This window comes from Microbacterium paraoxydans (assembly GCF_020524545.1).
GTDB classification, from domain to species: domain Bacteria; phylum Actinomycetota; class Actinomycetes; order Actinomycetales; family Microbacteriaceae; genus Microbacterium; species Microbacterium paraoxydans_C.
This window is the reverse complement of record NZ_JAIVLG010000002.1, coordinates 650,067-673,196: the sequence shown is the minus strand read 5'-3', so window position 1 is coordinate 673,196 and position 23,130 is coordinate 650,067. Positions and strand designations below refer to the sequence as shown.

Sequence of the window (23,130 nt, the reverse complement as noted above, 5' to 3'; positions counted from 1 at the left end):
CCTCAGTCGTCCGCCCCGCCGGCCGGGGAGGGATCGGGGATCTCGTGCGGCCGGTACTGCGGCAGACGCGACGCGGGCAGGATCGCGAGAGCACTGACCCCGGCGAGGATGAGCAGACCGAGTTTGAGCGTCCCGAGGCGCGAGTCCTCATTCACAGCCACAGCGGCATCGACCTGGTCCGGCGTGGCATCCGTGGCCTCTAGCGCCGCACGCAGGTCGTCGTTGCTGATGAAGTTCACGTTGTCCATGTCGACCTGCGCCACCAGCGACGGCGGGATCTCGGGATGCTCGATCACCGCTCGCCCGACGCTGACGGAGAGCAGGGTTACCAGCAGCGCGCCGGCGAGAGCTGTTCCGACGGCGGAGGCGAGGTTCTGCGTCGTGCCTCGGAGGGATCCGACGTCTCCGGCCAGCTCGGCGGGCGCCGCAGTCACGAGCACGTTGAACACCAGGGTCACCAGCGCGCCCTGGCCGACGCCGAAGACGACGAGTCCCAGGATCGTCGGCAGCGTCTCCCAGTTGTTGTTCACGACCACGGAGAGCCACACGAGCGCGGCCGTCGTGAGGATGAACCCGAAAACGCCGATCGTCCGCGGTGGGTAGCGCTTGTAGAACCGCACCACGAGCGTGGCGGTGATGAAGACCGTGAGGTTGAACGGCATCATCGCCATCGAGGTGTCGAACGGCGTCCGCCCCTGGACGATCTGGATGTACAGCGGGATCGTGAAGTTCACGCACGCCTCGAGCGCGACCACGATGAACATCGCGTACACGGCCGCCCGCTCCCGCCCCGACCCGAGGACGCTGAGATCGATCAGGGGAACCTTGCCGTCGGCCATCCGCTTCCTGGTCCAGAGGAAGAACGCCTGCCCGAGCACGATGCCGAGGATGATGAAGACCGGAGCCGGCGACAGCCCCAGGATGCTGAACGGCGCAGCCTCGGTCGCCGCGAGGGCTCCCCAGCCGTTCAGGTTGTTGAAGCCGAGCGTGAGCAGCACGATCGCCGCACCGATGAGGAGCGAGGCGACCAGGTCGATGCGGATGGACGCGTCGCCGCGATCGCCGCGCAGCGTGAAGCTCAATGCGAAGACCACCACGGCGATGCCCAGGACGATGATGAACATCGGCCGCCAGCCCACCAGAGTGCCGAGCGTGCCGCCGATCAGGAACGCGCTGACGCCCGAGATCGCGCGTGCCGAGCCGATCGCGCCGATCGCCGTGGCCTGCTGGGAACCGCGGTAGTTCTCGGCGATCAGGGCGACGATCGAGGGGACGATGATGGCGGCCGCCGCTCCGGCCACCGCCTGCCCTGCGATCGCCCACCACACCGTCGGGGCGAACAGCATCATCACGGCGGAACCGGCGAACAGGGCGATCACGACGCGGAAGATCAGCACCCACCCCACACGCTGACCGAGTTTGGCACCGGTCATCACGAGCGCGGCGACCGCGAGACCGTACATCACGATCGTCGTACTGGCCACCGTTGGCGGCACCCCGAACTCGCTCACCATACCGCCGAGCGAGATGGGGAGCGCCGCGACGTTGAACGACATCAGCACCTGCGCGAGGAACAGGCTCACCATCGGCAGCCACGACGTCTTCGTTGCTACCTGCTCTGCGTGCGTCATGGGATCTCCCGGGGTGCGACGGCGGATGCGAAGAGGTTGAGGCCGAGTGCGCGGGACAGGTGGCCGATCGCCATCTGCGACCGCACGGAGTTGCCTGCCTCGTCGAGGCGCGGCGAGAAGCCGGCGGCGGCGCCCTTGCCCGGCGCGATGGCGACGATCCCGCCCGATACTCCCGACTTCGCGGGGAGTCCGATCTCGAAGAGCCAGTCGCCGGACCGTTCGTACAGCCCGGTCGAGGCGACGACCGCGAGCGTGTCGCGGCAGACCTCTGCCGAGACGACCCGCTCCCCCGTCACGGGGTTCACTCCGCCATCGGCGAGCGTCGCGCCCATGACAGCGAGGTCGTGCGCCGTCACGCTCACCGCGCACTGGCGCGTGTAGGTGTCGACGATCGCGTCGGGGTCGCCGTCGAGGCGACCATAGCTGCGCAACAGGCGCCCGAAAGCGCGATTGCGGTCGTTGGTCTCGGCTTCGGAGCGGTAGACGACGTCGTCGAGTGCCAGCGGGCGTCCGGCGAAGGCCGACAGCCCTTCTCGCACCCGATCCCAGCGCTCGGCTTCGGTGTCCCCCGAGATCAGTGCGGTGGTCGCGATCGCACCGGCGTTGACCATCGGATTCATCGGATGCCCGCCGTTGAGCTCGAGCGCGACGACCGAGTTGAACGCCAGACCGGTGTTGTTGACCCCGATGATCTCGCGCACGCGCTCGTGTCCGTGCTCCTGGATCGCCAGGGCGTAGACGAACATCTTCGAGATCGATTGAATCGAGAACGGATGCTGCGCATCACCCGCATCGTGCAGCCCGCCGCCGACCTCGATGACGGCGAGCCCGAAGAGCTCAGGGTCGGCCTCAGCCAGCACCGGGATGTAGTCGGCCACACGTCCGGAGCTCTCCGTGGCGTATCGCGCGTGCGCGGCGTGGACGATCTCCTCGACGCGGTCCCACCCGGGGAGCCCGCCGGTCGACACCTCCTGCGGAACGTCGAGCCACGCGGCCGGATCGAGCATCTGCCCTCCTGGAATCAGCGACGCCTCCCGGCGTCACTGTCACCGTAGCGCTCCCGTGCCGATCAGTACCAGTTCATCGCCTGCGAGTGCGACCAGGCGCTGCAGGGGCTCCCGTACGCCGAAGCGATGTAGCCCAGGCCCCAGGCGATCTGCGTGGCTGCACTGGTCTGCCAGTCGGCCCCCGCCGAGGCCATCTTGCTGCCGGGCAGCGCCTGCGGGATACCGGTGGCACCTCCGTCTGCGTTGTACGCCTGATAGTTCCAGCCCGACTCCTTGTTCCACAGCGACTCCAGGCAGGAGAACTCCCCCTCACCCCAGCCGTACTGACTGGCCATCAGCTGTCGCGCCGTCGCCTTGGCGCCCTCGACGGTGTTGGCTGCCGCGAGGGCTTCTGCGGCGCGTTGTGCGGCCGCGGCCTGCTCTGCCGCGATACGCGCGGCTTCCTCTGCGGCGTGCTTCTCCTGTGCCGTGGTCAGCGCTTGCCGGAGGTCGGTCGTGGCGGAGGCGACCTGGGCGGTCGCGGCCTGCACCTCGTCGGAGAGGATGCCGACCAGGAGCACGGGCATCAGACCGCGGTCGGACAGCCGGTCGATGCCGTCTTCGAGCGCGGCCGTGTCGACTGCCGTGACGGCGCCGACGTCGAGTCCCGATGCGGTCACCTCGTCGCCGAGGGTCTCGGCCGCCAGCACGGCGCCTTGCGCCGCCGCGAGGGTCTCCTTGGCGTCCTGGTCGATCGAGGTCAGCGGCTCGGCGCCGACGAAGGTCGCACCCACCGCTGCCGCGGCGTCGGAGACGGTGGCACCGACCGCAGGTGCGGAGGCAAGGCCCACGCTGAGCGTGATCCCGACGAGGGTGGCCGCGGTCGTCGCGAGGATGGTCATGGGACGGCGGGCGTGGATCGCCGCGCGGGCGGATGCCGCCGCGGAGGCGCGCCGAAGCGCACGGGTCTTCTGAAGCATGGGTCGACTTTCGGGTGGTCGTACGCCTCTGCAGGGGGCTCATCGGGAGGTCACCCCGGGCGCAAGTCAACGATTCTGCATCATCAGTCTGAGTGAAAACTTGCCCCCACCTGGGATTTTCATGAAAGAGGGCCCTGCGAGCACCGTATCGGTGCTCGCAGGGCCCTCGGGAGCGTGCTCCAGATGTCTCAGGCGTTGGCGTCCTGACGCTTCAAGCGGGATGCCTCGCGGCCGCGGATCGTCTGGTCGAGGATCACCTTGCGGATGCGCACCGACTCGGGCGTGACCTCGACGCATTCGTCGTCGCGCGCGAACTCGAGGCTCTCCTCGAGCGTGAGGATGCGCGGCGGCGTCATCGACTCGAAGTTGTCGGCCGTGGCCGAGCGCATGTTGGTGAGCTTCTTCTCCTTGGTGATGTTCACGTCCATGTCGTCGGCACGCGAGTTCTCACCGATAACCATGCCCTCGTAGACCTCCTGAGTGGGCTGCACGAAGAAGGACATGCGCTCCTGGAGGGCGATCATGGCGAACGGGGTGACGACACCCTGGCGGTCAGCGACGATCGAGCCGTTCTGACGCGTCGTGATCTGCCCGGCCCACGGCTCGTAACCGTGCGAGATCGCGTTGGCGATGCCGGTGCCGCGCGTCGTGGTGAGGAACTCGCTGCGGAATCCGATCAGGCCGCGCGAGGGGACGATGAACTCCATCCGCACCCAGCCCGTGCCGTGGTTGGTCATGTTCTCCATGCGACCCTTGCGGTTCGCAAGCAGCTGGGTGATCGCTCCGAGGTGCTCTTCCGGGGTGTCGATGGTGAGATGCTCGAAAGGCTCGTAGGTCTTGCCGTCGATCTTCTTCGTGACCACCTGCGGCTTGCCGACCGTGAGCTCGAAGCCCTCGCGACGCATGTTCTCGACGAGGATGGCGAGGGCAAGCTCTCCGCGGCCCTGCACCTCCCAGGCGTCCGGACGCCCGATGTCGACCACCTTGAGCGAGACGTTGCCGATCAGCTCCTTGTCGAGACGGTCCTTGACCATGCGCGCGGTGAGCTTGTGCCCCTTGACCTTGCCCATCAGCGGCGAGGTGTTGGTGCCGATCGTCATCGAGATGGCGGGGTCGTCGACCGTGATGGCCGGCAGCGGACGCACGTCCTCGGGGTCGGCGATGGTCTCACCGATCGTGATGTTCTCGAAGCCGGCGATGGCGACGATGTCGCCGGGACCGGCGGAGTCGGCCGGGTAGCGCTCGAGAGCACGGGTCTTCAGGAGCTCCGTGATGCGCGCGTTGCTGGTGGTGCCGTCGGCCCGGACCCAGGCCACGGTCTGGCCCTTCTTGAGCGTGCCGTTGAAGACGCGAAGCAGCGCGAGGCGACCGAGGAAGGGGCTGGAATCGAGGTTCGTGACCCAGGCCTGCAGCGGGTGCTCGTCGTCGTACTCGGGAGCGGGAACGTGCTCGAGGATCGCCTCGAACAGCGGCTCGAGGTCGTCGTTGTCCGGCAGCGAGCCGTCGGCGGGACGGTTCTGCGATGCGGCACCGGCGCGACCGGAGGCGTAGACCACCGGCACGTCGAGCAGTGCGTCGACATCGAGGTCGGGCACATCGTCGACCAGGTCGGAGGCGAGGCCCAGGAGCAGGTCGTGTGCCTCCTCCTCGACCTCGGCGATGCGGGCGTCGGGGCGATCGGTCTTGTTGACCAGGAGGATCACGGGGAGCTTGGCCTCGAGCGCCTTGCGAAGCACGAAGCGGGTCTGCGGCAGCGGGCCCTCACTCGCGTCGACGAGCAGCACGACGCCGTCGACCATCGACAGGCCGCGCTCGACCTCGCCGCCGAAGTCGGCGTGACCCGGCGTGTCGATCACGTTGATCGTGATCTCCTCGCCGCCGGCGTGCTTGCCCTTGTAGGTGATCGCCGTGTTCTTGGCGAGGATCGTGATGCCCTTCTCACGCTCCAGGTCGTTCGAGTCCATGGCACGTTCATCGACGTGGGCGTGTTCACCGAAGGAGCCCGTCTGACGCAGCATGGCGTCGACGAGGGTGGTCTTGCCGTGGTCGACGTGCGCGACGATCGCGACGTTGCGGAGGTCAGAGCGAAGGGCGTGCGCCATGCAGGTGTCCTAAACGGTGGGGGGTTTGTGCCGGGAAGCCGACGTTCCAGGATAACGCAAGCACAGAGCTTGTTCCTGAAAGCAGGTCGTAGCATCGAGATCGTGACCAGACCGCAGGCTCCGTGGGAGCTCCCCGACCTCTCCCCCGCCCCGTCTCGCGCACGACTGTGGTGGGAGATCGGGATCGTCCTGGCGCTCGGACTCGGTCAGTCCGCCGTGTACGCGATCGTTCAGCTCGCCTACCGGCTCACGGATGAGATCCCGATCGCCGATCAGGTCGCGAAGCTGAACCCCTCCCGGAGCGACCGCGAGATCTTCGACCTCATCTACCAGGTGCTCGCGATCGGCTTCTCCCTCGTCCCGGTGGTGCTGGTGTGCTTCCTGCTCTGGCAGTCCCGGCGGCCGCATCTGGCGCGGCTGGGCCTGGACGGCACCGGGCCAGGACGCGATGTGGGCCGCGGCATCCTGCTCGTCCTGGCGATCGGCATCCCCGGCCTCGGGCTCTACCTCGCCGGACGGGCTCTGGGACTCACCGTGGCCATCGACCCCGCGGGGATCGACGCGTATTGGTGGACCGTTCCCGTCCTGCTGCTGGCCGCGGCGCGCGCATCGCTGCAGGAGGAGTTCGTCCTGCTCGGCTATCTCTTCGCCCGGCTCCGCCAGCTCGGCTGGCGCCCGTGGACGATCATCGTCTCGACGTCGGTGCTGCGCGCGAGCTACCACCTCTACCAGGGGTATCCGGCGTTCCTCGGCAACCTCGCGATGGGCCTGCTCTTCGGCTGGCTGTATCAGCGCAGCGGACGCCTCCTGCCCTTCCTGGTCGCACACTTCGTGATCGACGCCGCCGCCTTCGTCGGCTACCCCTGGGCGGCTGCGATGTGGCCCGCACTGTTCGGGCTCCCCGGCTGAGTCGATCAGACCGCGGCGGAACCGGCGAGGAAGATCGCTGCGACCGCCCAGACCGCGATCACCGCGAGCGCGACGACCGCCGGTCGATCCCATTCACGTCGGATCGGAGCGTCGGACGAGGGTGCAGCATCCCAGAGGTCGCGGATGTCCGTGAGAGCCTGGAAACCGGATGACGGCTTGGGCTCGGCCTCTTCTCCGCGACCGGGGCGAGGAGGCCGGGCGCGCGCGGGGCCGCCGTAGCAGTTGAGTTCACGCCCGTCGTCCAGCGAGAACAGCAGCTGCCAGCGCAGGTCGATGTCGCGCACCCGCGCCCAGTCGAAGCTCGTGCGACGCAGCATGTTCTGGACGACAACCCCATCGGCATCCACGCGGACATGGGAGACGTAACTGATCTCGTACACGATCCACAAGGCGAGCAGCACCCACGGAGCGACGAGCAGCATCTGCTCCCAGCTTCCCCGAACGGCGGTGTCGCCGAGCAGGAACAAAGCCAGGAGAGCGCTGAAGACGAGGACGACCACGCCCGAGGGCGCGCGGTAGGTGCGCGCGCCCTCGGGTTGTTGCGACGAGGTCACGCTCCGGCGCCTCCGAGCGTGAGGGACGCACCCGGGATCGCCTGAAGGAGGCGCTCCGTGTACTCCTCCTGCGGATTCGCGAAGATCTCGTCGACGGTTCCCTGCTCGACGATCTTCCCCTTCTCCATGACACACACCAGGTCGCTCGAGACGCGGACCACGGCCAGGTCGTGAGTGATGAACAGATACGTGAGGCCCAACTCGGACTGCAGGTCTGCCAGGAGCTTCAGGATCTGGTCCTGCACCAGCACATCGAGCGCCGACACCGCCTCATCGAGGACGATGATGTCGGGCTTGAGCGCGAGCGCCCTGGCGATCGCCACACGCTGGCGCTGTCCGCCCGAGAGCTCGTTGGCGTAGCGACTGGCGAGCGCCTGCGGCAGGGCGACCTGCTCCAGCAGCTCTTTCACGCGCGCACGTTGCGACGCCTTGTCACCGACGCCGTGGATCTGCATCGGCTCGGCGATCGTGTTGCCGATGTTGCGGAGCGGATCGAGCGAGCCGTACGGATCCTGGAACACGGGCTGCATGCGTCGGCGAAGGCCGAACGCCTGCGCGCGCGACAGGTTCGACACGTCCTGGCCGTCGATCTCGATCGTGCCGCTGGTCGGATCCTCCAGCTTGAGCACCATCTTCGCGACGGTCGACTTGCCGGAACCGGACTCACCCACGAGCGCGAGCGTCTTGCCGCGCGGAATCTCGAAGGACACGTCATCCACCGCACGGAAGGCTTCGCTGCGGAAGTTCCCCTGACGGATCTTGTAGTCCTTGGTCAGCCCGGCGACTCGAACCGTCGGCGGGATCGCCGCAAGGTCCTCGCGCGTCTCGATGCCACGATCCGTGACCACGGCCTGGATTCGCTTCGATGCCACACTCGGCGCCGCAGCGACCAGCCGCTTCGTGTACGGATGCTGCGGATCCTCGAGGATCTGCCGGCTCGGGCCCGCCTCGACGATGTTGCCGCCGTTCATCACGATGATCTTCTCCGCGCGTTCGGCGGCGAGGCCGAGGTCGTGGGTGATCAGCAGAACCGATGTGCCCTTGTCCTGCGTGAGGGAGGCCATGTGATCCAGGATCACCCGCTGCACCGTCACGTCGAGCGCCGACGTCGGCTCATCGGCGATGAGCAGCTTCGGATCGGCCGCGAGACCGATCCCGATCAGCGCGCGCTGACGCATCCCGCCGGAGAACTGGTGGGGATACTGGTGCAGTCGACGCTCGGCATCGGCCAGGCCTGCCTGCTGCAGCACCTCGACGGTGCGCGCCTTCACGGCGGCGCGACCCTGGGCGATGCCGTTGGCGCGGACGGCCTCCTTGACCTGGAAGCCGATGCTCCACACCGGGTTCAGGCTCGACATCGGGTCCTGCGGCACGAATCCGATGTCGCGACCACGAACTGCTTCCATCTCTCGACGGCTGAGCGTGGTGAGCTCACGACCGTCGAGGGTGATCGAACCACCCGTCACCTGCCCCGTACCAGCCAACAGGTCGATGATCGCCGTGGCAGTCGTGGACTTGCCGGAACCCGACTCCCCCACGATCGCGACGGTTTCGCCCGGAAGCACGTCGAAGCTGACACCGTGGAGGACTTCACGAAGCCCCTCCTGCGTGCGGAAGGCGACCTTCAGGTCGCGAACGCTCAACAGGGGCACCTGGTCGGGAGTGCGTTCGCTCATCGCCGAGCCCTCGCCTTCGGGTCGAGGGCGTCTCGGATGAGCTCACCCAGGGTCACGAACGCGAGCACCGCCAGGGTGAGCGCGATCGACGGATAGATGAGCGCCATCGGAGCGACGCGCAGGGATGCCTGTGCCTTGCCGATATCGAGGCCCCACGACATGGTGTTGCTGCCGAGACCGACGCCGAGGTACGACAGGGTCGCCTCAGCCACGATCGCGGCAGCGAGACCGAGAGTCGAGACCACGAGCAGCGGCGCGAGCGCGTTCGGGATGACGTGGCTCACCAGGATGCGGAACTTCGACTGCCCCACGGCCTGCGACGCCATCACGAAGTCGGCCTGCCGGACCCTCAGCACTTCCGCGCGGACCACACGGGCTGTGGAGGCCCAGGCGAACCCACCGATAGCGAAGGCGAGCGTCCAGACGGAGCGGGAGTCCCGGAAGACGGTCATCACGACCACGGCGGCCAGGATGTAGGGGATCGCGAAGAAGATGTCACCGATGCGCGAGAGCACCGAGTCGAGCCACCCTCCGTAGAACCCCGCGAGCGCCCCCATGATGAGTCCGAGGACCGAGGCGATCACTGTGGCGATCAGACCGACCGCGAGCGACGTCTGCGACCCCCAGACGATACGGGAGTAGATGTCGCAGCCCTGGAAGGTGAAGCCCAGCGGGTGGCCCTCGGTCGGGCCGCCGTTGCTGTCCGACAGGTGGCAGTCGCTGTTCGGCGGCACCTGCGTGAACAGTGTGGGCCACAGCGCCATCAACAGGAAGACGAGCGCCAGGACCACGGAGAACCAGAACAGCGGGCGCTTGCGCAGGTCGCGCCAGGCGTCACGCCACAGGTTGCTGGGCTTGTCGGCGATGCGCACGGCGTCGACGTTGACGGATTCCGTCTCGACGGGAGCGACGTAGTGCTTCTGAGAAGTGGGATCAGGCATAGCGAATCCTCGGGTCGAGCAGACCGTAGAGCAGGTCGATGACAAGGTTGACCAGCACGTAGAGGATCACGAACACCGTCACGAACGAGACGACGGTCGGACCCTCACCGCGCTGAATCGCTTGGAACAGCGTGTTTCCTACGCCCGGGACGTTGAAGATGCCCTCTGTCACGGTCGCGCCGACGAGCAGCACACCGAAGTTGGTGGCGGAGTTGGTGATCACAGGGATCAGCGAGTTCCGCAACACGTGCACAGGGAGCACGCGATTACGCGACAGACCCTTGCTGTAGGCGGTGCGCACCCAGTCCTGGTTGAGTGTGTCGATGACGGAGCTGCGCATCAGGCGCATGCTGACCGCGTAGAGGCTGAACCCCAGAACGATCGCCGGAAGCCACAGACCGCCCCAGTCGTTGTCCGCGCCGACGGTCGGTTTGAACCAGCCGAGTTGGATCGCCAGGAAGTACTGGGCGAGGAAGGCGACGACGAAGATCGGGATCGCGATCGCCACGAGCGCCACCACGAGCGAGACGTTGTCGAAGAGCTTGCCCTTACGCAGAGCCGAGACCGTACCGATGACGATCGCGAGGAAGAACTCGATGCCGATCGCCATGACGGCCAGGCGCCCCGTCACAGGAAGTGTCGCAGCGAGAACCGCGGAGACGGGCCGTCCGGAGTACGTGGTTCCGAGATCTCCCTGGAACACACCGGTGATGTAGTACCAGTACTGCACGAGGAACGGCTGGTCCAGGTGGTATTGCGCACGCAGCTGTTCGATGACCGCCGGGTTCGGGGTCTTGTCGCCGAACAGAGCGAGGATCGGATCGCCGGGCATGGCGAACACGAGGAAATAGATGAGCAGGGTGGCTCCGAAGAAGACCGGGATCACCTGCAGAAGACGTCTCAGAATGTAACCGAGCATCCGCTTGTCCCTTCTTGAGGGCAAAGAAAGCGAGGCGAACACAGCCCATGAGGCGGTGACGAAGAATCGTCACCGCCTCATGGGTGAAGTGCCGTCAGACTTTACTCGCCGGCCTTCGTGATCTCGTAGTACAGCGGGACCGAGTTCCAGCCGAACGTCACGTTGTCGACGTTCTCGCTGAACCCACCGGTCACGTTCGAGTACCACAGCGGGATCGCAGGCAGGTCCTGGAACAGGATCTCCTGAGCCTTGGTGAAGTCCTCGAGCTGCGCGTCGGGGTCGGGGTTGCTGATGCCCGCCGAGATGAGGGCGTCGAACTCGGGGTTCGAGTAGTCACCGTCGTTAGAGCCGGCACCCGTCGCGTAGAGCGGTCCGAGGAAGTTGTACAGACCCGGGTAGTCGGCCTGCCAACCCGAACGCGCCGCCGTGGTGATGGTGCGGTCGTTGATCTTGGTGCGCAGGTCCTGGAAGGTCGGGTACGGGTCGCCCGACGCCTCGATGCCGAGCGTGTTCTTGATGCTGTTGCTCACCGCGTCGACCCAGGCGTCGTGTCCGCCGTCGGAGTTGTAGGCGATCTTGAAGTCACCCTCCCACGGAGCGATGGCGTCGGCCTCGGCCCAGAGTTCCTTGGCCTTCTCGGGGTCGTAGCTGAGCACCTCGTTGCCGGGGATCGAGTCGGACCAGCCCGCGATGACCGGGGACGTGAAGTCCGCCGCCGGGGTGCGGGTGCCGGAGAAGATCGTCTCGGTGATCTCTTCACGGTTGATCGCCATCGACAGCGCCTGACGACGCAGCTTGCCCTCCTCGCCGCTGAAGTGCGGGAGGAACTGGCCGATGGTGAACGACTGGAAGACAGCCGAGGGCTGGTTGACGGCCCGGTCCCCGAGCTCGTCCTGGAAGACGGGCAGCGAGCTGGTCGGGATCTGGTCGATCACATCGACGTCATTGCCCTGCAGGTCGGCGTAGGAGGCTTCCTGCGTCGCGTAGAACTTGATCGTCAGACCACCGTTGGCCGGCTTGCGTCCGCCCTCGTAGTCGTCGTTGCGGACGAGGTCGATCTGCACGTCGTGCTGCCATGCGTCTTCGCCGTCGATCATGTACGGGCCGTTGCCGATGGGGTTCTGACCGAACGCGTCCATGTCCTCGAAAGCGACATCGGGAAGCGGGTAGTAGGCCGAGTAGCCCAGACGCAGCGCGAAGTCCGAGGCCGGCTTGTTGAGCGCGATCGTGAACGTGTAGTCGTCCACCTGCTCCAGACCGGTGAGCTCGGAGTCCTCGTCGTAGCTGAAGCCCTCGATGTCCTCGAAGAAGTAGCTCGAGAGGTGCGCGTTGGACGCCTTCGCACCCTCGTTCCACGCCTTGATGAAGTTGTCGGCGGTGACCTCTTCACCGTTGGTGAAGGTCTGTCCCTCCTTCAGCTTCACGGTGAGGTGCTGGGGGTCTTCAGTGGTGATCTCCTCGGCCATGTCGTTGACCGGCTCGCCGTCGGCGTCGTAGTAGACCAGACCCGCGAAGATCTCGTCGAGGATCTTTCCGCCGCCTACCTCATTGGTGTTGGTCGGGATGAGCGGGTTCTCGGGCTCGGAGCCGTTCGTGGTGATGATGGCGTCGGGATCGGCGTTCGACCCGTTGCCTCCGTCACCGTTGTTGCCGGATCCGCTTGCGCAGCCCGCGAGCGACAGAGCGCCGACCGCGAACAGCGCGACGCCCGCGAGGGCGATCTTGTTGCGCTTCACTTTGTGTCCTCCTGTGGACGTGGGAATTCTGCACACTCACCATCGAGCGAGCAGGGATACCTGAGCGTAACCCGGCCCTCCGCCTCCGCCGCGCTCAGCTAACGAACCGTTACTGAGTGGTGATCATCCGTAATATCGCCGAAACACCCGCAGACACGAAGGCGGTGCCGCACCCCCACGGAGGTGCGGCACCGGGTGCTCACATGAGCACGAGGACTCAGGCGAAGGCCTCCACGGGCGGGCAGGCGCACACGAGATTGCGGTCGCCGTAGGCCTGGTCGATCCGGCGCACGGGCGGCCAGTACTTGCCTGCAACGAGGGTGTGCACGGGATATGCCGCCTCCTCTCGCGTGTAGGCGTGGTTCCACTCCCCCGCGATCAGCGAGACCGCGGTGTGCGGTGCGCGCACGAGCGGGTTGTCGTCGGCGGGCCAGCGCCCTGCGGCGACCGCGTCCGCTTCCGACTTGATCATGATCATCGCCTCGATGAAGCGCTCGATCTCATCGAGGTCCTCCGACTCCGTCGGCTCGACCATGAGTGTGCCAGCGACCGGGAACGACATGGTCGGCGCGTGGAAGCCGTAGTCGATGAGGCGCTTGGCGACATCGTCGACCGTGATGCCGGTCGTCTCCTTGAGCGGACGCAGGTCGAGGATGCACTCGTGCGCGACTCTGCCGTTCTCACCCGTGTACAGGACGGGGAAGTGAGCGGAGAGGCGCTCGGCGATGTAGTTGGCCGAGAGCACGGCCGCCGCGGTCGCCCGTCGCAGACCGTCGGCACCCATCATGCGCACGTACGCCCAGGAGATCGGCAGGATTCCGGCGGAGCCGTAGGGAGCAGCGGAGATCACACCGCCGTCGAAGGTGAAGCCGCCGAAGTGCTCGGCACGCTGCGCGAGCGGATGCGACGGAAGGAACGGGGCCAGGTGCGACTTCGCCGCCACCGGTCCGACGCCGGGCCCACCGCCCCCGTGCGGGATCGCGAACGTCTTGTGCAGATTGAGGTGCGAGACGTCACCGCCCAGGTCACCGAAGCGCGCGTAGCCGAGCAACGCGTTGAGGTTCGCACCGTCGACGTACACTTGCCCGCCCGCATCGTGCACGGCAGCCGTGATCTCGACGACCTGCTGCTCGTACACGCCGTGCGTGGAGGGGTACGTGATCATCAGGGCCGAGAGGTCCTCGGCGTGCAGGGCGATCTTCGCGCGCAGGTCGTCGAGATCGACGTTGCCGAGCTCATCCGTGGCGACGACGACGACCTTCATGCCCGCGAGCACGGCCGAAGCCGCATTCGTGCCGTGGGCTGACGACGGGATGAGGCACACTGTGCGGTGCTGGTCGCCGTTCGCGTGGTGGTATCCGCGGATCGCCAGCAGACCGGCGAGCTCCCCCTGCGAACCGGCGTTCGGCTGCAGTGAGACCGCGTCGTATCCGGTGACCTCGGCGAGCCAGCCCTCGAGCTGCTCGATGAGATCGAGGTAGCCCTGCACGTCTGAGGCAGGAGCGAACGGGTGGATGCCGGCGAACTCAGGCCAGGTGATCGCAGCCATCTCGGTGGCCGCATTGAGCTTCATCGTGCACGAGCCCAGCGGGATCATGCCCCGGTCGAGCGCGTAGTCACGGTCGGCCAGGCTCTTGAGGTACCGCATCATGGCGGTCTCGGAGCGGTGCGAGTGGAACACGGGGTGCGTGAGGTAATCGTCCTGACGGAGCAGCTCGACCGGAAGCCCCCGCAGCTTCTCGCCACCGAAGTGCCCGAAGGCCCGCTCGTTCTTGCCGCCGAAGACGCGGGTGACCTGGTGCAGCTCGCCGAGGGTCGTGGTCTCATCGACCGCGATGCCGACCGTGTCGGCGTCTGCGACGTGCAGCAGGATGCCGTAGCCGTCGTGCGCCTGCGCGGCGTACTCGGCCGCACGTCCGGGGACTCGCACCTGCAGGGTGTCGAAGAACTGGGAATGAACGATGTCGGCCCCGGCCTCAGCCAGCCAATCGCGCAGCAATGCGGCCTTTGCGGCCGTCTGCGTCGCGATCTCGCGGAGCCCGTCCGGGCCGTGGTACACCGCATACATCGACGCCATGACGGCCAGCAGCACCTGAGCCGTGCAGATGTTCGACGTCGCCTTCTCGCGACGGATGTGCTGCTCGCGCGTCTGCAGCGAGAGGCGGTATGCGGGCTTGCCGTCGGCATCCACGGAGACTCCGACGAGTCGGCCGGGCAGTTGACGCTCCAGACCGGCGCGAACCGCCATGTAGCCTGCGTGCGGCCCGCCGAATCCCATCGGCACGCCGAAGCGCTGGGTCGTGCCGACCGCGACATCGGCACCGAGCGCGCCCGGCGAGGCGATCAGGGTGAGGGCGAGCAGATCAGCCGCGGCGACTGCGAGTCCACCCGCGAGGTGCGCAGCATCGAAGACCGCCGTCGGGTCCCAGACCCGACCCGATGCTCCCGGGTACTGGACGAACACGCCGAACAGCTCGGCGGGCAGCTCCTCCCCCGCAGCGAAGTCGACGACCACGAGTTCGATACCGAGGGCCTCGGCGCGCGTGGCGAGCATCGCCGTGGTCTGCGGCATCGCGTCCGCGTCGACGGCGAACACCGCAGACGTCGACTTCGAGGCCCGACGTGCGAGCAGCATCCCCTCGACCACGGCCGTGGACTCGTCGAGCATCGACGCGTTGGCCGTGGTGAGCCCGGTGAGTTCGGCGACCATCGTCTGGAAGTTGATGAGAGCTTCGAGACGCCCCTGGGAGATCTCCGGCTGATAGGGCGTGTACGCCGTGTACCAGGAGGGGTTCTCCAGCACGTTGCGCTGGATCACCTGCGGCGTGATGGTGCCGTAGTAGCCCAGACCGATCATCGGACGGTTCACCGTGTTGCGTGAGGCGAGGCTCCGCAGCTCGGCGAGCGCCTCGGTCTCACTCGCGGCGGCGGGAATCCTCGACGGCGAGCTCCCGGCGTCGGACGACGGGCCGGTGTAGATCGACGCGGGGACGGCCTGACGCATCAGCGTCTCGACCGGGCTCAGCGCGTCGTCCGCTCCGGAGATGTCCAGACCGAGGGCGCTGAGCATGGTGTGCTGCGCGGCATCCGTCGGTCCGATGTGACGATCGGCGAAAGTGACCACTGCGCGATCAGCCCTCCGTCAGTGCGACGTAGGCGTCGCGGTCGAGCAGGCCGTCCAGCGCGCCGGCGGCGACGGAAACCTTGAGCAGCCAGCCGCCCTCGAACGGCGCCGCATTGACGAGCGAGGGATCGTCGACGGCGGCATCGTTGATCTCGACGACCGTTCCAGAGACCGGTGCGTACAGCTCGCCGACGGACTTGGTGGATTCGATCTCACCGACGACCGCACCCGCGGTGACCTCGGTGCCGACCGCGGGCAGCTCGACGAACACGACGTCGCCCAGCTTCTCTGCGGCGTAGTCGGTGATGCCGATCGTCACGGTGTCGCCGTCAGCGGCGATCCACTCGTGTTCTTCGGTGTAGCGGAGTGCGGCGAGGTCGGTCATTTGGTCCTCCGGTAGAAAGGCAGGGCGGTCACGGTCGCGGGGATCCTGGTCCCCCGCACATCAAGGAATACTGCGGTTCCCGCTTCAGCGGAAGAAGGGTGCACATAGGCCATCGCGATCGGATGTCCGAGTGTCGGGCTGAGTGCGCCGCTGGTGATCTCGCCGATCGCGGTCCCTTCGGCGTCGACCACGGCGTATCCGGCTCGCCCGGCGCGCTTGCCCTCGGCGACGAGGCCCACCAGCACCGGCGCATCGGTGGTCGCGTCCTGTTCAGCGGCGAGGAGCGCCTCCTTGCCCACGAACCGCTCCTTCGCCGTCACGACGACGCGACCGAGGCCGGCCTGCGACGGACGGGTGTCGAGGCTCAGCTCATGGCCGTAGAGCGGCATGCCCGCTTCGAGGCGCAGCGTGTCGCGCGCCGCGAGTCCGGCGGGAACGAGTCCGTGTGGAGCGCCCGCCTCGAGCAGGGCATCCCACAGAGCGGCCGCGTCGTCGGCGGCGACGAGAACTTCGAAACCGTCTTCGCCGGTGTAGCCGGTGCGTGCGAGGAGAACGGGCTTGCCGTCGTAGTTCGCGGACGCCCAGGCGTAGTACTTCTGCTCGTCCCAGGGGATGCTGACGTCGGTGATGTCCGTGGTCGCCGCGAGGACGGCTTCGGCCTGTGGGCCCTGCACGGCGATGAGGGCGTAGTCGTCGGAGACGTCCTGGACGACGAGCGGGAACCCGTCGCTGCGAGCGCTCAGCGCCGCGGATACCGCGTGACGGTTGCCCGCGTTGGAGATGATGAGGAAGTCGTCATCCGCCAAGCGGTACACGATCACGTCGTCGATGATCCCGCCGGACTCGGCGAGCAGCAGCGAGTACTTGGCCTTTCCGACCGCCAGCGCCGACAGACGACCAGCGAGCGCATAGTCGAGGAACGCTCCGGCTCCCTCGCCACGCACGCTGAACTCGGCCATGTGCGAGATGTCGAACATCCCCGCGCTCTCGCGCACCGCATGGTGCTCGGCGAGGTCGGAGGTGTAGCGGACCGGCATCTGCCAGCCGCCGAAGTCGGTGAACGACGCGCCGAGCGCTTCGTGGCGTTCACGCAGCGGGGTGTAGCGAGGATCGGACATGGAGTTCTCCCGGGCTGTGTCGGGCGGAACGGCGGCGTGCCGTCCCTCGGAACTCCCCCTCTGTCATGGGCCTGAGAGTTTCACCCGTGCACAGAGGCGGGGCTTTCACCGTCGGCGGATCCGCACGGTCGCGGGATCGCTTTTCAGAGTGGCCGGACCCGCGCGGTACGCATACCTGAGAGATTGGCGGGGAGGCTTGCTCCTTCGGTGCCCGGCTGCGTTCGCCGGGGCTCTCCCGCGTGGGTCATACGGCCTGTCTTCAGTTGTGGGTCCAGTCTAGCGGGTTGGACTCTCGGTGCCGGATTCGCCAAACGCGCGTTCGAATCGCGCAAATGGTCTCGTTCTGAGCTCGGAAGCGACCATTCACGCGATTCGAAAGCAGGGTGTCGAGCGTCAGTGCGCGAGGCCGAGTTCGGCGCGCACCTCGTCACGGAGACGGCCGAGGTTGTCGGGCTCGGGTGCCGCGCCCAGGAGAGTCTTCGTGTAGTCGTGCTGCGGGTTCAGGATGACCTCGTCCGCCGGTCCGCGTTCGACGACATCCCCCTTGTAGAGCACCATGATCTCGTCGGAGAAGTGCCTCGCCGTGGCCAGATCGTGCGTGATGTAGAGCACCCCGAGATTCTCCTCGCGCTGCAGTTCGGCGAGCAGGTTCAGCACCCCGAGCCGGATCGACACGTCGAGCATCGAGACCGGCTCGTCCGCCACGATGAACCGCGCTCCCGGAGCGAGGGCGCGCGCGATCGCGACGCGCTGCCGCTGCCCACCGGACAGCTCGTGCGGACGACGCTCGGCGAAACTCTCCCCCGGCGTCAACCGCACACGCTCGAGGAGCTCCACCGCGCGCTCCCGCACCTGCTTCCGCGACAGCTCCGGGTGGTGCAGACGCAGCGGCCGCTCCAGGTGGTGCACGATCGTGTGGAACGGGTTCAACGACGCGAACGGGTCCTGGAAGACCATCTGCACGTCCGAGCGATAGGCCTCCAGCGCCCGCCCCCCGGTCCCCGATGGCTTCCCGTCGAGAAGGATCTCTCCGCTGGTGGGCGTCTCCAGCTTCATGAGCATCCGCGCGATCGTCGACTTCCCCGACCCGGACTCCCCCACCAGAGCGACCGTCTTGCCGGCCTCGATCGTGAAGGAGACATCCTTCACCGCGTGCAGGACGCTCGTGCGGAACCCCGAACGCAGATGGAAGTCCTTCACCAGATGCCGCGCCTCCAACGTCGCGGTCCCCCCGGTCTCGGCCTCGATCGCGGCAGTGGTGTTCGCGTTCATCGGACGCCCTCCTGGCCGGCGCCGGTGCGGACGAAGTCGCCCCGCTCGCCCTTGAGCGACGGGAAGCTCGACAGCAGCCGCCGCGTGTATTCGTGCTGCGGGGTGCGGTAGATCTCCTCCGCCGTCCCCTGCTCGACGATCTGCCCTTGCAACATGATCGCGATCCGGTCGCTGATCTCGATCAGCATCGGGAGGTCGTGCGTGATGAAGATCACCGCGAACCCCAGCTTCTCGCGAAGACGCATGATCTCGCGGATGATGCCGCGCTGCACGACCACGTCGAGCGCAGTGGTCGGCTCGTCCATGATCATGACCTGGGGGTCGAGAGCCAGGGCCATCGCGATCATCATCCGCTGCCGCATGCCACCCGAGAGCTCGTGCGGGAAGCTCGTGAGCCGACTCGGATCGACGCCGACAAGTGTCAGCAGCTCCTCGGCGCGCTCCTGCTTGGCCTTCTTGGACATGCCGGGGCGGTGTGTGTCGAAGATGTCGAAGATCTGCGCCTTGACGCTGATCACGGGGTTCAAGGAGTTCATCGCCCCTTGGAAGACCATGGAGATCTTGTCCCAGCGGAAGGCCCGGAGTCCTTCGCCATCGAGACCGACGATATCGACGTCCTGTCCGTCTCGATCGTGGAACACGATCTCTCCAGCGGTCATCAACGCGGGTGCCTTGAGGAGGCGGTTCATCCCGTACGCCAGGGTCGTCTTGCCACAGCCCGACTCCCCCGCGAGGCCGAGGATCTCCCCGCGGTTCAGGGTGAGCGAGACATCCCGCACCGCCTTCACCGGCGGGTCGACCTCATACTCGATCGACACGTTCCGCGCCGTCAGCACCGGCTCGCTCATGCGGTGACTCCCTTGGTCTTGGCGGCCTTGCGCACACGACGCGCGGCTTCCGGCGCATTGCGCAGCTTCGGGTTGATGACCTCGTCGATCGCGAAGTTGATGAGCGACAGCCCTGCGCCCAGCAGCGCGATCATGAGCCCGGGCGGCACGAACCACCACCATGCTCCGCGACCGAGCGCCTGCCCTGACTGGGCATCGTTGAGGATCGACCCCCACGTGATCGACGAGTTGGGCCCGAGGCCGAGATAGGACAGCCCCGCCTCGCCGAGGATCGCGAAGATGATGGCGAAGAGGAACTGCGCGGTGAGCAGCGGGAGCAGGTTCGGCATGATCTCCACCAGGATCACGCGGAAGGAGCGCTCTCCGGCGACCTTCGAGGCGTAGACGTAGTCCCTCGTGCGCAGCGACCGTGTCTGCAGTCGCAGCACGTAGGCGGCGCCGGCCCAGGACGTGATGCCGAGCACGAATGCGACGAGCTGCCAGCTGCGCTGCGGGACGAAGGAGGCGATCACCATCACGAGCGGCAGCCCGGGGATCACGATCATCACGTTGGTCAGAAGCGCCAGCCCGTCTTCCCGCCATCCGCCCAGGTAGCCCGCCAGGACACCGAACAAGAGCGAGAGGATGATCGCGATGCCACCGGCCGTGACACCGATGAGCAGTGAACCCTGAGCACCGATCGCGAGCTGGGCGAACATGTCGTTGCCGAGCTTGGTCGTGCCGAGCCAGTGCTCAGCAGACGGCGGCTGGAGCGCCGGGTTGGCGGTGCTGCGTGGATCCTGGGTGAACAAGGGCGCGATGATGGCGAAGAGCACGATCGCCACCACGATGCTCGCGCCGACGATGAACTTGGGTGAGGTGCTGGGCAGGATCCGACGGCGCTTGCGCCCTTGCTGCGTGGCCAACGAGATCGTGCTGGCGGGCGCGGTGGTCGGTGGCTCCTGCGTCAGGAGCGGGTTCTTCGTGTCAGACATTCTGGCGAGCCCTCGGGTCGATGAAGCCATAGACGAGGTCCATGATGAAGTTGGCGGCGAGCACCGTCAGGGTGATCACGAGGAACAGCCCCTGCATGAGCGCGTAGTCGTTGTTGGTCACAGCCTGGAACATCAGCTTGCCGATGCCCGGGTACGTGAAGACCTGCTCCATCACGATGGAGCCGGCGACGACGAAGCCGAGCGTGATCGAGAAGCCCGCGATCGACGGGATCGCGGCGTTGCGCGCGGCATAGGTGGTCATGATCCGACGAGGACGCAGCCCCTTCGCCTCCGCCGTGAGCACGTAGTCCTCGGCGAGCGTGGACACCATCATGTTGCGCATGCCGAACATCCAGCCACCGACCGAGCTGATCACGATCGTGATCGCCGGGAGGATCGCGTGCGCGACGGCATCGGTGAAGAACGCCCACGTCGGCTCGGGGCCGTCCGGGTAGTCGAAGACGTCGTAGCCGCCGAAGATCGGGAACCAGCCGAGCCCGACCGCGAACACGGCGACCAGGATCAGGGCCATCCAGAAGTACGGGATCGACTGGAGGACGGTGGTGGCGGGGATCAGGTGATCGACCCAGGTGCCGCGCTTCCACCCTGCCCAGGCTCCGAGCACGACGCCGAGGACGAAGGAGATGACCGTCGCGGTGCCGACGAGGATGAGCGTCCAGGGGAGGGCACCTGCGATGAGCTCGGTGACCGGCGTGGGGAACTTGGTGACCGAGACGCCGAGGTCGCCCTGGAACATGCGTCCCCAGTACGCCAGGTACTGCTCCCAGAGGGAGGAGTCATCGCCGCCGAGCAGGAGCTTGATGTTGCGGATCGCCGTCTCGGAGACCTCACCGCCGGCCCGCTGCATCTTGGCGATCATGATGTCGGCCGGGTTCCCCGGCATGAGCCGGGGAAGAAGGAAGTTGATGGAGATCGCGGCCCAGAGCGTGAACGCGTAGAACCCGATCCTTCGTGCATAGAACTTCATGTCACTGATTCCTGACTTCCTTCTTCCCCGGCTCCTCTCTTGTTACTTGACCGGCTGCAGCTGCGTCAGGACGTAGCCTGCCGCGATCGCGCCCCAGGACGGCGGGAAGGCGTAGAGGTCCTCCTCGGTCGGCCAGCCCGTGAAGTCCTTCGTGTTGTAGAAGGTCTGCGTCGCGTTGATGACGAGCGGGATGTAGGGCAGGTCACGCACGATCTCGGTCTGGATCGTGCCGTAGAGCTCCTGCTTCTCCGCCTCGTCGTTCGTGCTGATCGCTTCCTGGATCGCGGTGTCGACCACCGGGTTGCTGTAGCGGCTGAAGTTCCAACGGCCTGCCGGCACCTCCGTGCCCACGGGGCTGGTCGATTCGACGGTGGTTCCACCGAACCAGTCGCGGTAGATCTGGAACGGGTCCGCCACGGAGGTGCCGATGACACCGCCGACGATCAGCTGGAACTCGCCACCCTGCCGGGCATCGGAGAACTCCTGCCACTGGACAGTCGAGGCCGTGATCTTGATACCGGCGGCCTCGGCCTGCTCGGCGATCAGCTTCGCGGCGTCGTTGTAGTCCGTCCATCCGTCGACCGACGTGAGGGTCAGCTCGAGAGGCACGCCGTCCTTCTCATAGATGCCGCTGGAGCCCTTGGTGTAGCCGGCCGCCTCGAGGATCTCCCCCGCCTCGGCGACGTTCGCCTCCTGCGGGCTGACCTCGTTGGCCGGGTCCGCGACCCACTTCTCGTCGCGCGGCAGCAGGGCGAACGTCGGCGAGATGTCACCGGTCAGACCGACGAACGCCTTGTCCTTGATCGTGGCGCGGTCGATGGCGACGTTGAGCGCCTGGCGCACGGCGACGTCGGTCTGCGGACCGGTGCAGCCGAGGTCGGCGTTCGAGCAGGTGTACAGGACGGTGGGGTCCTGCGGGGTGTTGATCCAGTCGATCTTCCCGTTGCCGGTCACGTCGTCCGGGTTCGGGATGAACATGCCCGTCCAGTCCAGCTTGCCCGCGGCGAGCAGGTCCTGAGCGGTCTGGTTGTTGTCGACCGCGATGTACTGGACCTTCTTGACGCCGAGCTTGTCGGCATCGCGGAAGTTCTCGTTCGCGACGAGGGTGTAGGACTCGCTCGTGGTCTTGTCGACGACGTAGGCGCCGGACCCGACGGGTTCTTCGTTCGTGAAGTTCGCGAAGTCGGTGATGTCGGCCCAGATGTGCTCGGGAAGGATGTAGGTCGAGCCCAGACGCTGGAACTCGGTCGTGTACTGCGCCGACGAGTAGGTCAGCACGACGGTGGTGTCGTCGGTGGCCTCGGCCGAGATCAGACCGTTGCCCTCGGGGTTGTTGGCCTCGTAGTTGAAGGAGAACGCGACGTCTTCCGCGGTGAGCGGCTCGCCGTCGCTCCAGGTGAGGTCGGGCTTGATGGTGATCGTGATCGCCGTGCCGTCTTCGTTGTACTCGAACGAGTCGCCGATCAGGCCGACGGGCTCCGTGTCCGCCGTCTTGTTGTAGAAGAACAGCGGCTCGTAGATCGGGCCGAGCGCCCCGTGGAGCACCGTCGGTGCGAACGGGTTGTAGTTCGCGGTGATCGGTGTCTGGCTGCCGGCCCAGACACGAAGCGCCCGGTCGCTGTCGGCGTTGTCATCGCCGCTGCCGCCGGTGCCACAGGCGGTGAGGCCCAGGGCGAGGACGGATGCTCCGGCGATGGCGGTGAGCGCGAGCTTGCGCTTTCCGTTTCGGATCATTTCTCTTGTTTCCTCTCGGTGCTGCACTGCAGGAGGGATCGCTCCGGATGGAGCAGAACCCCGTGTGTGGGGTTCGCGGGCCCCGGGAGGCGACCGGCTGGCCACCACGAAGGGGTTTGTTAGGACAGTAACCTAACAAACCCGACACCGGTGAACAAGCCTCCCTACGCAACGCAGATAACGTTTCGGACTCGGCGCGAATCCGCGTCACATGTGCGCACTAAGGGTCTGC

18 protein-coding genes and 2 riboswitches are annotated in these 23,130 nt (G+C 66.8%); of the genes, 1 reads left to right on the top strand and 17 read right to left on the bottom strand.

Annotated elements, in window-relative coordinates; translation table 11 throughout:
- Positions 1-2: 2 nt before the first annotated feature.
- The 4 genes from LC041_RS07805 to typA form a co-directional block, all read right to left on the bottom strand.
- Positions 3-1,631: an MFS transporter gene (locus LC041_RS07805; RefSeq protein ID WP_226532535.1), complete on the bottom strand. Its 1,629-nt coding sequence runs from the start codon at positions 1,629-1,631 to the stop codon at positions 3-5.
- The gene (gene glsA, locus LC041_RS07800) at positions 1,628-2,638 is read right to left on the bottom strand and encodes a glutaminase A (protein ID WP_226532534.1); all 1,011 of its coding nucleotides are present in this window, start codon (positions 2,636-2,638) and stop codon (positions 1,628-1,630) included. The genes LC041_RS07805 and glsA overlap by 4 nt, the downstream gene beginning before the upstream one ends.
- Before the next feature lie 62 nt (positions 2,639-2,700).
- Positions 2,701-3,597, bottom strand: a complete 897-nt coding sequence (locus tag LC041_RS07795) for a phospholipase (RefSeq protein ID WP_226532533.1) — start codon at positions 3,595-3,597, stop codon at positions 2,701-2,703.
- A gap of 188 nt (positions 3,598-3,785) precedes the next feature.
- Entirely contained in the window at positions 3,786-5,699 is a 1,914-nt protein-coding gene (gene typA / locus LC041_RS07790; protein WP_226532532.1) for a translational GTPase TypA, read from the bottom strand.
- 102 nt (positions 5,700-5,801) lie between these two features.
- Between typA and LC041_RS07785 the strand changes: the two genes are divergently transcribed.
- On the top strand, positions 5,802-6,608 hold the full coding sequence (locus LC041_RS07785; protein ID WP_226532531.1) for a CPBP family intramembrane glutamic endopeptidase: 807 nt from the start codon (positions 5,802-5,804) through the stop codon (positions 6,606-6,608).
- A gap of 5 nt (positions 6,609-6,613) precedes the next feature.
- Here the strand turns inward: LC041_RS07785 and LC041_RS07780 are convergent, their stop codons facing one another.
- The 13 genes from LC041_RS07780 to LC041_RS07720 all read right to left on the bottom strand — a co-directional run bounded on the left by LC041_RS07780 (position 6,614) and on the right by LC041_RS07720 (position 22,898).
- The gene (locus tag LC041_RS07780; protein WP_226532530.1) at positions 6,614-7,183 is read right to left on the bottom strand and encodes a PH domain-containing protein; all 570 of its coding nucleotides are present in this window, start codon (positions 7,181-7,183) and stop codon (positions 6,614-6,616) included.
- Complete coding sequence (locus LC041_RS07775; protein WP_226532529.1) at positions 7,180-8,859, bottom strand: dipeptide ABC transporter ATP-binding protein; 1,680 nt, start codon at positions 8,857-8,859, stop codon at positions 7,180-7,182. The genes LC041_RS07780 and LC041_RS07775 overlap by 4 nt, the downstream gene beginning before the upstream one ends.
- Positions 8,856-9,800, bottom strand: coding sequence for an ABC transporter permease (locus LC041_RS07770; protein WP_226532528.1), 945 nt, complete (start codon positions 9,798-9,800; stop codon positions 8,856-8,858). Before LC041_RS07770 ends, LC041_RS07775 begins: the two co-directional genes overlap by 4 nt.
- Positions 9,793-10,719, bottom strand: a complete 927-nt coding sequence (locus LC041_RS07765) for an ABC transporter permease (protein WP_226532527.1) — start codon at positions 10,717-10,719, stop codon at positions 9,793-9,795. The genes LC041_RS07770 and LC041_RS07765 overlap by 8 nt, the downstream gene beginning before the upstream one ends.
- 101 nt (positions 10,720-10,820) lie before the next feature.
- A complete protein-coding gene (locus LC041_RS07760) occupies positions 10,821-12,455 on the bottom strand; it encodes a peptide ABC transporter substrate-binding protein (RefSeq protein ID WP_226532526.1) in 1,635 nt (544 codons plus the stop codon).
- A gap of 217 nt (positions 12,456-12,672) precedes the next feature.
- Positions 12,673-15,525, bottom strand: a complete 2,853-nt coding sequence (gcvP, locus tag LC041_RS07755; protein ID WP_374197659.1) for an aminomethyl-transferring glycine dehydrogenase — start codon at positions 15,523-15,525, stop codon at positions 12,673-12,675.
- A 61-nt stretch (positions 15,526-15,586) separates the two neighbouring features.
- On the bottom strand, positions 15,587-15,964 hold the full coding sequence (gene gcvH / locus LC041_RS07750; RefSeq protein ID WP_226532524.1) for a glycine cleavage system protein GcvH: 378 nt from the start codon (positions 15,962-15,964) through the stop codon (positions 15,587-15,589).
- Positions 15,961-17,082, bottom strand: a complete 1,122-nt coding sequence (gene gcvT / locus LC041_RS07745; protein WP_226532523.1) for a glycine cleavage system aminomethyltransferase GcvT — start codon at positions 17,080-17,082, stop codon at positions 15,961-15,963. Before gcvT ends, gcvH begins: the two co-directional genes overlap by 4 nt.
- A 53-nt stretch (positions 17,083-17,135) precedes the next feature.
- Positions 17,136-17,234: riboswitch (glycine riboswitch) on the bottom strand.
- Between the two features lies 1 nt (position 17,235).
- Positions 17,236-17,330: riboswitch (glycine riboswitch) on the bottom strand.
- A 145-nt stretch (positions 17,331-17,475) separates the two neighbouring features.
- A complete protein-coding gene (locus LC041_RS07740) occupies positions 17,476-18,354 on the bottom strand; it encodes an ABC transporter ATP-binding protein (protein WP_226532522.1) in 879 nt (292 codons plus the stop codon).
- Entirely contained in the window at positions 18,351-19,202 is an 852-nt protein-coding gene (locus LC041_RS07735) for an ABC transporter ATP-binding protein (protein ID WP_226532521.1), read from the bottom strand. Before LC041_RS07735 ends, LC041_RS07740 begins: the two co-directional genes overlap by 4 nt.
- A complete protein-coding gene (locus tag LC041_RS07730) occupies positions 19,199-20,176 on the bottom strand; it encodes an ABC transporter permease (RefSeq protein ID WP_226532520.1) in 978 nt (325 codons plus the stop codon). Before LC041_RS07730 ends, LC041_RS07735 begins: the two co-directional genes overlap by 4 nt.
- Positions 20,169-21,164 (bottom strand): ABC transporter permease, encoded by a 996-nt coding sequence (locus tag LC041_RS07725; protein ID WP_226532519.1) that lies wholly within the window; start codon positions 21,162-21,164, stop codon positions 20,169-20,171. The genes LC041_RS07730 and LC041_RS07725 overlap by 8 nt, the downstream gene beginning before the upstream one ends.
- Before the next feature lie 42 nt (positions 21,165-21,206).
- Positions 21,207-22,898, bottom strand: coding sequence for an ABC transporter substrate-binding protein (locus tag LC041_RS07720; protein ID WP_226532518.1), 1,692 nt, complete (start codon positions 22,896-22,898; stop codon positions 21,207-21,209).
- Positions 22,899-23,130 lie beyond the last annotated feature (232 nt).